Source organism: Pseudomonas sp. GM55 (assembly GCF_000282395.1).
GTDB lineage: Bacteria > Pseudomonadota > Gammaproteobacteria > Pseudomonadales > Pseudomonadaceae > Aquipseudomonas > Aquipseudomonas fluorescens_CC.
The window spans coordinates 69,492-77,550 of record NZ_AKJJ01000139.1 but is presented as its reverse complement, the minus strand read 5'-3'; the positions used below and the strand labels follow the sequence as shown (position 1 = coordinate 77,550).

Sequence of the window (8,059 nt, the reverse complement as noted above, 5' to 3'; positions counted from 1 at the left end):
GCGAGCTCGCTCCTACAAAAAAACGCCGACCCACTGTAGGAGCGAGCTTGCTCGCGATGGTCGATAACGATAACGCGTGTTTCCTGGCGGAACGCGGCGCTCTTGGGGCCATCGCGAGCAACCTGCGGCCATTCAGGGCAAGCCGTTGCAGCAATGCTTCAGGAACCCGCGGTGTTGCGCCAGGCGTTTGAAATACTCATCGACGGCGGGGTAGTCCGGACGCTCGATCGGGGTCATCAGCCAGCGGTTGATCGACAGGCCGATGACGATGTCGGCCAGGGTAAACCGTGGTCCGGCGACATAGGCCTTGGTGGTCGCGAGTTGATGTTCGAGGATGCCCATCATCTGGTTCCAGCCGCGGACGCCGACTTCGAGGCGATGGGCGTCCTGGAACTCCGGGTCCTTGCGCACCAGCGCCATGAAGGCATAACTCCACGATGGATTGAGCTCGGTGGCTTGCCAGTCCATCCACTGTTCCACCCGGGCGCGTGCCGCCGGTTCAGTGGGCAGCAACTCGCTGTGATGGTGGTGGTGTTTGCCGGCCAGGTAACGGCAGATGGTATTGGACTCCCACAGCACACCGGCGTCGTCGATGATCACCGGCACCTTGGCGTTGGGGTTGAACCTGAGAAACTCGGGGCTGTGGGTGGACGCGAAGCCGCTGCCCCAGTCCTCGCGCTCGTAGGCAATACCCAGCTCATCACAGGTCCACAGGACTTTTCGGACATTGATGGATGACGCCTTGCCGAGAATCTTCAGTGCATGTTCCATTGGGCTACTCCATCGAGAATGGCGTATATGCAATTGTAGGCGCCGGGCATAGCGCGACGGGAAACTATGTACTTTCGCGCACCTTCAACTCAAACCCCATGTCCTGCACCGGCTTGGCCACGGTGTTGCCGGCCATCAGCGTGAGCATCTGCTCCGCCGCACGTCGGCCGATGGCCTCGCGCGGGGTGTTGATGCTGCTCAGGCGCGGGACCATGTGTTCGGACATGGGCAAGTCGTTGAAGCCGAGGATCGCCACCTGCTCGGGAATCCTGATGCCATTGCGCATGGCTTCAAGCAGGGCGCCCTGGGCCAGGTCATCGTTGCCGAAGAAGATCGCATCGACATCGGGATGACTGGCGAGCAGTTGCAGGAACAGTTCGCCGCCCAGACCGACCGAAGACGAGCGCGGCGTCAGCACTTCCAGGTCCGGGTCATACAAGCCGGCCTTCTGCAGGGCCTTGCGGAACCCTTCGCCACGCAGCAAGGTGCGTTGATCCAGTTGCGCGCCGATGTAGGCCAGACGCTTGCGACCGCGAGACAGCAAGTGTTCGGCCGCCGTTTCGCCGGCCGCCAGTTGCGAAAAACCAACGCAATTGAGCCCGGCTGCACTGTCCAGTTCCATCATGTACACGCAAGGAATGTTGCTGGCTTCGATCATCCGCCGTGAACTTTCGGTGCGGTCGAAACCCGTCAGCAACAAGCCACGGGGCTGATAGGCCATGTAATTGCGCAGCAGGTTTTCTTCTTCATCGCGCGAATAGTGGAAGTTGCCGATCAGCACTTCGAAGCCCTTGGGCCGCAAAACCTGATGAATGGCTTCCAGGGTGTCGATGAACAGCAGGTTGGACAGCGACGGCACCAAAACCACCACTGATTGACTCTGGGCCGAGGCCAGGGCACGGGCGGCAGGGTTGACCACATAGTTGAGTTCCAGCGCGGCTTTCTGCACTTTTTCCACCAGTTCGGTGGCCACGGTGCTGACGCCACGCAAGGCGCGGGAAGCGGTAATCGGGCTGACGCCGGCCAGTCGGGCGACTTCGTTCAGGGTAGGGCGGCCAGTGGTGCGGGTATTTTTATCGTTCTTGGTTGTGTTCATCGATGGCTTGCCAAACAAAATTCAAGGCACTAAGGTAGCGCTGTCTCGATGCAGCTGCAAATGCGTGAGCGGGGGTTCGCCTGATCTTCGCTTTTTAGTGTTGGGACTTAACCTGCTGCAACCCACAAAATGACAAGAAAGGCGTCGGCAACTCCTGCTTTTGGTCTAGTGTCATAACTGGCAAAGGTAGCGCTGTCTGCGCGCTGAGGTGTTACATGAATCATCCCATCACCGCCCTGGTCATCATGGGCGTTGCCGGTTGCGGCAAGACGTGCGTCAGCGAGGCCCTGTGCCAACTGAGCGGCGCCACTGCCATTGAAGGCGACTCTTTCCACCCTGCCGCCAATATCGAAAAGATGAGCGCCGGGATCCCCCTGAACGACGAAGACCGCGCCGGCTGGCTCGACAGCCTGTGCGATGAACTGCGCCGTGTCGACGCCAAGGGCGAGCGACCGGTGCTGACCTGTTCGGCGCTCAAACACATCTATCGCGAACGTCTGCGCAGTGCCTTGCCGGGCCTGGGCTTCGTGTTCCTGGAGCTGACCCCCGAAGTGGCCGCCGACCGTGTGTCCCATCGGCCGGGCCACTTCATGCCGTCGACCCTGATCGCCAGCCAGTTCGCCACCCTCGAATCGCCCGTCGGCGAGCCGTTGACCCTGGCGCTGGATGCTTCGACCCATAGCGTTGAGCAACTGGCTGCGCAGGCTCATGTCTGGTGGCTGGCGAACGGCCTGAAGCAGGCGGTATGAGTGTGCTTGCAAAGACAGCGCTGTCCTTTCGACTTCTGATCAACCCGCTTTAATAACAACAACAACCAGGAGACACCCCCAATGTTTGGCATGTCCCACGAGACGTTCCTGCTGCTCGATGCAGTGGTCACGGTGATCGGGCTTATCGTCCTGATCACCAAGTTCAAGTTCCACCCCTTCATTGCCCTGACCATTGCCGCCGCTTTCCTCGGGCTCACCTCCGGCATGCCGATCGGTACCATCATCAAGGCGTTCCAGGACGGCTTCGGTGGCGTACTCGGCTTTGTCGGCATCATCCTCGCGCTGGGCACGATGCTCGGCAAGATGATGGCCGAATCGGGCGGTGCGGATCAGATTGCGCAGACGTTGATCCGCGCCTTCGGCAAGGACAAGGTGCAGTGGGCGATGATGTTCGCCGCGTTCCTGGTCGGTATCCCGCTGTTCTTCGAAATCGGCTTCGTGTTGCTGATTCCATTGGTATTCATCGTGGCCCGCCGCACCGGCGTGTCGATCATCAAGATTGGTATTCCGCTGCTGGCCGGTCTGTCCGCGGTACACGGCCTGGTGCCACCGCACCCGGGTCCGTTGCTGGCCATCGGGGTGTTCGGTGCCGACATCGGCAAGACCATTCTGTACGGCCTGATCGTGGCGCTGCCGACGGCTATCATTGCCGGTCCGATCTTCGGTACGTTCATTGCCAAGCACATCCCCGGTCATCCGAATCAGGAGCTGGTGGATCAATTGGCGCGCGAGTCGGATTCCGCCGATCTGCCGAGCTTCGGCATCACCCTGGTCACCGTGCTGTCGCCGGTGTTCCTGATGCTGCTCAAGACCTTTGCCGACGTAGTGCTGCCGGACGGCAACTTCTTCCGCACCTTCATGGACCTGATCGGTCACCCGATCTCGGCGCTGCTGCTGGCGCTGCTGCTGTCGCTGTACACCTTCGGTCACAAGCAGGGCATCGGTTCCCAACAGATCCTGAAATGGCTGGATGCGAGCCTGGCGCCGACCGCCGCGATCATCCTGATCATCGGTGCCGGTGGTGGCTTCAAGCAGATGTTGGTGACCAGCGGCGTGGGTAACGTGATCGGCAACATGGCGGTGGCCGCGCAGATCTCGCCGATCCTGCTGGCCTGGCTGGTGGCGGCGGTGATTCGTATCGCCACCGGTTCCGCAACCGTGGCAACCATTACCGGCGCCGGCATCGTAGTGCCGGTGGTGGGGATGATTCCGGGTGTGAATCGTGAGCTGCTGGTACTGGCCACCGGTGCCGGTTCGTTGATCCTGTCTCACGTCAACGACGCCGGTTTCTGGCTGGTCAAGCAGTACTTCAACATGACCGTGGCGGAAACCTTCAAGACCTGGACCGCGATGGAAACCATCCTGTCGGTGGTGGGCCTGGGCTTTATCCTGCTGTTGTCGTTGTTCGTTTAACTACATTCGGCAGACACAAAAAAACCGCAGCGATGCGGTTTTTTTGTGGGTCATGCAAACCTCTGTAGGAGCTGGCTTGCCGGCGATGAAGGCGACTCGGTCTAACTTCTCACCGAGTCGATGCTATCGCTGGCAAGCCAGCTCCTACAGGTTTGGCGTCAGGCGCTGGTTTTTGGTGCTAACCCATCCGCCCGGAACATCCCGCGAATCCCGCGTACGGCCTGACGAATCCGGTCCTGGTTTTCGATCAGTGCAAAGCGCACGTGATCATCGCCGTATTCGCCAAACCCGACACCCGGCGAGACACACACCTTGGCCTCGGCCAGCAGTTTCTTGGCGAACTCCAGCGAGCCCAGGTGCGCATAGGCCTCGGGAATCTTCGCCCAGACGTACATCGACGCTTTCGGGTTTTCTACCATCCAGCCCAGCTCATGCAGGCCTTTGACCAGCACGTTGCGTCGCTGCCGATACTGCTCGGCGATGTCGCGCACGCATTGCTGATCGCCTTCCAGCGCGGCAATCGCCGCCACTTGCAGTGGGGTGAAGGTGCCGTAGTCGTGGTAGCTCTTGATCCGCGCCAGGGCGTTGACCAGTTCCGGGTTGCCGACCATGAAGCCGATGCGCCAGCCGGCCATGTTGTAGCTCTTGGACAGGGTGAAAAATTCCACCGCAATGTCCTTGGCACCCGGCACTTGCATGATCGACGGGGCTTTCCAGCCGTCGTAGACGATGTCGGCGTAGGCCAGGTCGTGTACCACCAGCACGTCGTACTGCTTGGCGAGGGCGATCACCCGTTCGAAGAAATCCAGCTCCACGCACTGGGCGGTAGGGTTGGACGGGAAGCCGAGGATCATCATCTTCGGTTTCGGGATCGAGCCGCGAATCGCCCGTTCCAGTTCGGCGAAGAAATCCACGCCAGGAATCAGCGGCACCGAACGTACCTGGGCGCCGGCAATCACGGCACCGTAGATGTGAATCGGGTAGCTCGGGTTCGGTACCAGCACGGTGTCGCCCTGATCCAGGGTGGCCAGCATCAGATGCGCCAGGCCTTCCTTGGAACCGATGGTGACGATGGCTTCGCTTTCCGGGTCGATATCGACTTCGTAGCGATCCTTGTACCAATTGGAAATCGCCCGGCGCAGACGCGGAATGCCCTTGGAGGTGGAGTAGCCGTGGGTGTCTTCGCGTTGGGCCACCGTCACCAGTTTTTCGACGATGTGCGGCGGCGTGGCGCCGTCGGGGTTGCCCATGCTCAAGTCGATGATGTCTTCGCCACGACGACGGGCGGCCATCTTCAGCTCGGCAGTGATGTTGAAAACGTATGGAGGGAGTCGATCGATGCGCGCAAAGCGGCGCGGCGAACCTTGTTCGGCCATTGTTGCCTCGGATAACGTAAGCGCCCGGAACCGTCCGAGCGACGCTGGTCACTGCGGTGACCTGTGACGGAATGTACGGGCAGCTGTGGCAGACTGTCCAGCCTCCATGTAAACAAATTTTTCCGAGGGAAAGGGTTCAATGGAATTTACCAGCGGCTTCTTGCTGAGCCTTTCGCTGTGCCTGGATATCGGCGTGGCCAACATCGCGATGATCACCCTGGCCATGCAACGCGGCTATTTTCAGGGCTTTGCGCTGGGCCTCGGCACCTGCGTCGGCGACCTGATCTACGCGGTACTGGCGCTGGCCGGCATGACCGTGTTGCTGCAGTACGAAGCCGTGCGCTGGGTGTTGTGGATCGGTGGCTCGGCGCTGCTGGTGTACTTCGCGGCGAAGATGATCTATTCGGCGATTCACCACGAGGCGTTGCTGGCCGAGACGGCGGAGGTCGGGAACAACTCCCACCGCAAGGAGTTTTTTCGCGGGATTTTTCTCGCCATGTCCTCGCCCAGCGCCATTCTCTGGTTCGCGGCTGTTGGCGGCACTTTGATCGCCCGTTCCGGTGGCGGTGGCCCGCTCAGTTCGGCACTGTTTCTCGGCGGTTTCCTCTGTGCCGGGCTGCTCTGGTCGGCAGGCTTGTGTTTCGCGGCGAGCCATGGCGGCAAATTGCTGGGTGACAAGCTGCTGCGCTATTCCTATATGGCATCGGCGGCGATCTTCTGCTATTTCGCAGTCTACGTGATCCTGTCTGGCTATAACGAGTTTGTCGGTGCCGCTGCCGTCGAGCAGCTGCACGCACTGTAATTGGGCGAATCGGGTTTGGCTTCTATACTCCCAGCCGAACCCATTTTTCGCTCCAGGAGTCGAGCCATGGATGAGCAAATACGCGTTGAAGTGACGGAACCACGCTTCGAACACGGACACTTCCTGCTGATCGCAGGGCTAGGCGGACGATTTACCCAGCAAACCACCCAGGACATTCCTGCTCTCTGGGAAAAATTCATTCCCCACATCGGCAATGTTCCGGGACAGAAGGGCGAAGTCACCTACGGCGTCTGCTGCAATTTCGATGGCAAGGGCGGCTTCGATTACATCGCTGGCGTCGAGATCAGCAAACTCGACGACTTGCCGGAAACGTACCGCTGGGTAGAAATTCAGCCGCAGCAGTACGTGGTGTTTGAACACAAGGGACCGCTGGACACCCTGCCGCAAACCTTTCAGTACATCCATGGTACGTGGCTGCCGCAGTCCGGCCACGAGCTGTTGGCGGCCCCGGAGTTCGAGCGCTACAGCGAAGACTTCAACCCCAAGCTCAACACCGGCAAGCTGGAAATCTGGTTGCCGATCAAGGCATGACACCGGCAGCGGGAGGCGGATCCGCCGATTCGTCTCTCGATGTCCCACGGCGGCTGATTTATGATCCCCAGCCTTTCCCACGCTGATCCCGAGCTGCCATGAACACCGTTATCCGCAACGTCACCCCTGCCGATCTTGACCGCTGCTTTGCCATCGAAACCCTTGCCTATGAAGGTGACGAAGCCGCGACCCGCGAGAAGATCGCCACCCGCATCGCCACCTGGCCCGAGGGCTTTATCGTCGCTGAGGTGGACGGGGCCGTGGCCGGTTTCATCAATTCCGGGGCAGCGTTTCAGGTGGAAATGTCGGACGAGGCGTTCAAGGAACTGATCGGCCACGACCCGGCCGGGCCGCACGTGGTGATCATGTCGGTGGTGGTGCACCCGGATTATCAGGGGCAAGGCCTGGCCAAACTGCTGATGGGTGAGTTCATCGAGCGCATGCGTGCGATGGGCAAGATCAGCATCAACCTGATGTGCAAGGAACGGCACATTCCGTTGTACGCCGGGTTCGGGTTTGCCTACGTCAAACCCTCGGCGTCCGACCATGGCGGCATGGCGTGGCATGAGATGGTGCTGGTTCTTTAATCCTCCGCAAGTCCCTGTGGGAGCGGGCTAGCCCGCGATTGCGATAGATCATTCAACATCATCGTTGAATGTTAAGCCGTCATCGCGGGCAAGTCGAATCGTCGCACCGCCGCTCCCACAGGGTCAGTGTTGCGTTAGGTCTCGCGTTCAAAACACCAACCCCATCCGCCGTTCATAGCCGATCCGGCCCTTGTACGCCTCGCCGCTGTCGACAAAGCCAAACCGGGCGTACAGAGCGATGGCCGCCTCATTGTCGGCATCCACCGACAGTTCCAGCCCCTTGATTTCCGGCCAGGCCAGGCGCGCCGCCTCGGGCAACGCTTGCAGGCAGGCCTTGCCGTAGCCTTTGCCCTGAGCACGTTGATCGACTTGCAGTGCATGCAGCGTGGCGCTGTGCTCATCGGCCCAGGCCGGCAACACCGGCGGGCGCTTGAGCAGCAGGAACGCAACGGGCACACCCTCGGCCAGCAGGGCGAATCCCTTGACGCCGGGGCCGGGCCGAGAGAGCAGGGTGTGCAGGGCGCCGTGGATATCACCGGAGAATCTGATTTGCTCCGGGTGCACTTCGATGGCCTCGACCTGTTGGCGTTGCAGCGCGTTCAGGCTTTCATAAGGCACGAGTCGAGCTGTCACGGGAGTGTCCTTTTTCCTACATGAATGAATCTCGGATTCTAGCGAGTCTGGTCGTTTGG

Annotated in this window: 9 protein-coding genes; 5 read left to right on the top strand and 4 right to left on the bottom strand. The window is 60.5% G+C overall.

Annotation, left to right across the window (positions count from 1 at the left end):
* Positions 1 to 132: 132 nt before the first annotated feature.
* Together PMI31_RS26970 and PMI31_RS26965 are read right to left on the bottom strand one after the other, a co-directional pair.
* Positions 133 to 771, bottom strand: coding sequence for a glutathione S-transferase family protein (locus tag PMI31_RS26970; RefSeq protein ID WP_008022858.1), 639 nt, complete (start codon positions 769 to 771; stop codon positions 133 to 135).
* Between the two features lie 64 nt (positions 772 to 835).
* A complete protein-coding gene (locus PMI31_RS26965) occupies positions 836 to 1,867 on the bottom strand; it encodes a LacI family DNA-binding transcriptional regulator (RefSeq protein WP_008022857.1) in 1,032 nt (343 codons plus the stop codon).
* A 215-nt stretch (positions 1,868 to 2,082) separates the two neighbouring features.
* Between PMI31_RS26965 and PMI31_RS26960 the strand changes: the two genes are divergently transcribed.
* A complete protein-coding gene (locus PMI31_RS26960) occupies positions 2,083 to 2,616 on the top strand; it encodes a gluconokinase (protein WP_008022856.1) in 534 nt (177 codons plus the stop codon).
* A gap of 81 nt (positions 2,617 to 2,697) precedes the next feature.
* Positions 2,698 to 4,050: a GntP family permease gene (locus PMI31_RS26955; protein WP_007985175.1), complete on the top strand. Its 1,353-nt coding sequence runs from the start codon at positions 2,698 to 2,700 to the stop codon at positions 4,048 to 4,050.
* A 158-nt stretch (positions 4,051 to 4,208) separates the two neighbouring features.
* On the opposite strand, the gene alaC is transcribed toward PMI31_RS26955, so the two are convergent.
* Positions 4,209 to 5,426 (bottom strand): alanine transaminase, encoded by a 1,218-nt coding sequence (alaC, locus tag PMI31_RS26950; protein WP_008022855.1) that lies wholly within the window; start codon positions 5,424 to 5,426, stop codon positions 4,209 to 4,211.
* Positions 5,427 to 5,565: 139 nt separating this feature from the next.
* Between alaC and PMI31_RS26945 the strand changes: the two genes are divergently transcribed.
* From PMI31_RS26945 to PMI31_RS26935, 3 genes are all read left to right on the top strand, one after another.
* The gene (locus PMI31_RS26945; protein WP_008022854.1) at positions 5,566 to 6,228 is read left to right on the top strand and encodes a LysE family translocator; all 663 of its coding nucleotides are present in this window, start codon (positions 5,566 to 5,568) and stop codon (positions 6,226 to 6,228) included.
* A gap of 66 nt (positions 6,229 to 6,294) precedes the next feature.
* Positions 6,295 to 6,780, top strand: coding sequence for a GyrI-like domain-containing protein (locus PMI31_RS26940; RefSeq protein ID WP_008022853.1), 486 nt, complete (start codon positions 6,295 to 6,297; stop codon positions 6,778 to 6,780).
* Positions 6,781 to 6,878: 98 nt separating this feature from the next.
* A complete protein-coding gene (locus PMI31_RS26935) occupies positions 6,879 to 7,367 on the top strand; it encodes a GNAT family N-acetyltransferase (protein ID WP_008022851.1) in 489 nt (162 codons plus the stop codon).
* 147 nt (positions 7,368 to 7,514) lie between these two features.
* Here PMI31_RS26935 and PMI31_RS26930 read toward each other — a convergent pair whose 3' ends face one another.
* Positions 7,515 to 8,000: a GNAT family N-acetyltransferase gene (locus tag PMI31_RS26930; RefSeq protein ID WP_008022849.1), complete on the bottom strand. Its 486-nt coding sequence runs from the start codon at positions 7,998 to 8,000 to the stop codon at positions 7,515 to 7,517.
* Positions 8,001 to 8,059 lie beyond the last annotated feature (59 nt).

Coding starts and splice junctions, on each gene's coding strand:
- PMI31_RS26965 (WP_008022857.1), bottom strand. CDS start 1,867: ATGAACACAACCAAGAACGATAAAAATACCCGCACCACTGGCCGCCCT.
- PMI31_RS26960 (WP_008022856.1), top strand. CDS start 2,083: ATGAATCATCCCATCACCGCCCTGGTCATCATGGGCGTTGCCGGTTGC.
- PMI31_RS26940 (WP_008022853.1), top strand. CDS start 6,295: ATGGATGAGCAAATACGCGTTGAAGTGACGGAACCACGCTTCGAACAC.
- PMI31_RS26935 (WP_008022851.1), top strand. CDS start 6,879: ATGAACACCGTTATCCGCAACGTCACCCCTGCCGATCTTGACCGCTGC.
- PMI31_RS26970 (WP_008022858.1), bottom strand. CDS start 771: ATGGAACATGCACTGAAGATTCTCGGCAAGGCGTCATCCATCAATGTC.
- PMI31_RS26955 (WP_007985175.1), top strand. CDS start 2,698: ATGTTTGGCATGTCCCACGAGACGTTCCTGCTGCTCGATGCAGTGGTC.
- PMI31_RS26945 (WP_008022854.1), top strand. CDS start 5,566: ATGGAATTTACCAGCGGCTTCTTGCTGAGCCTTTCGCTGTGCCTGGAT.
- alaC (WP_008022855.1), bottom strand. CDS start 5,426: ATGGCCGAACAAGGTTCGCCGCGCCGCTTTGCGCGCATCGATCGACTC.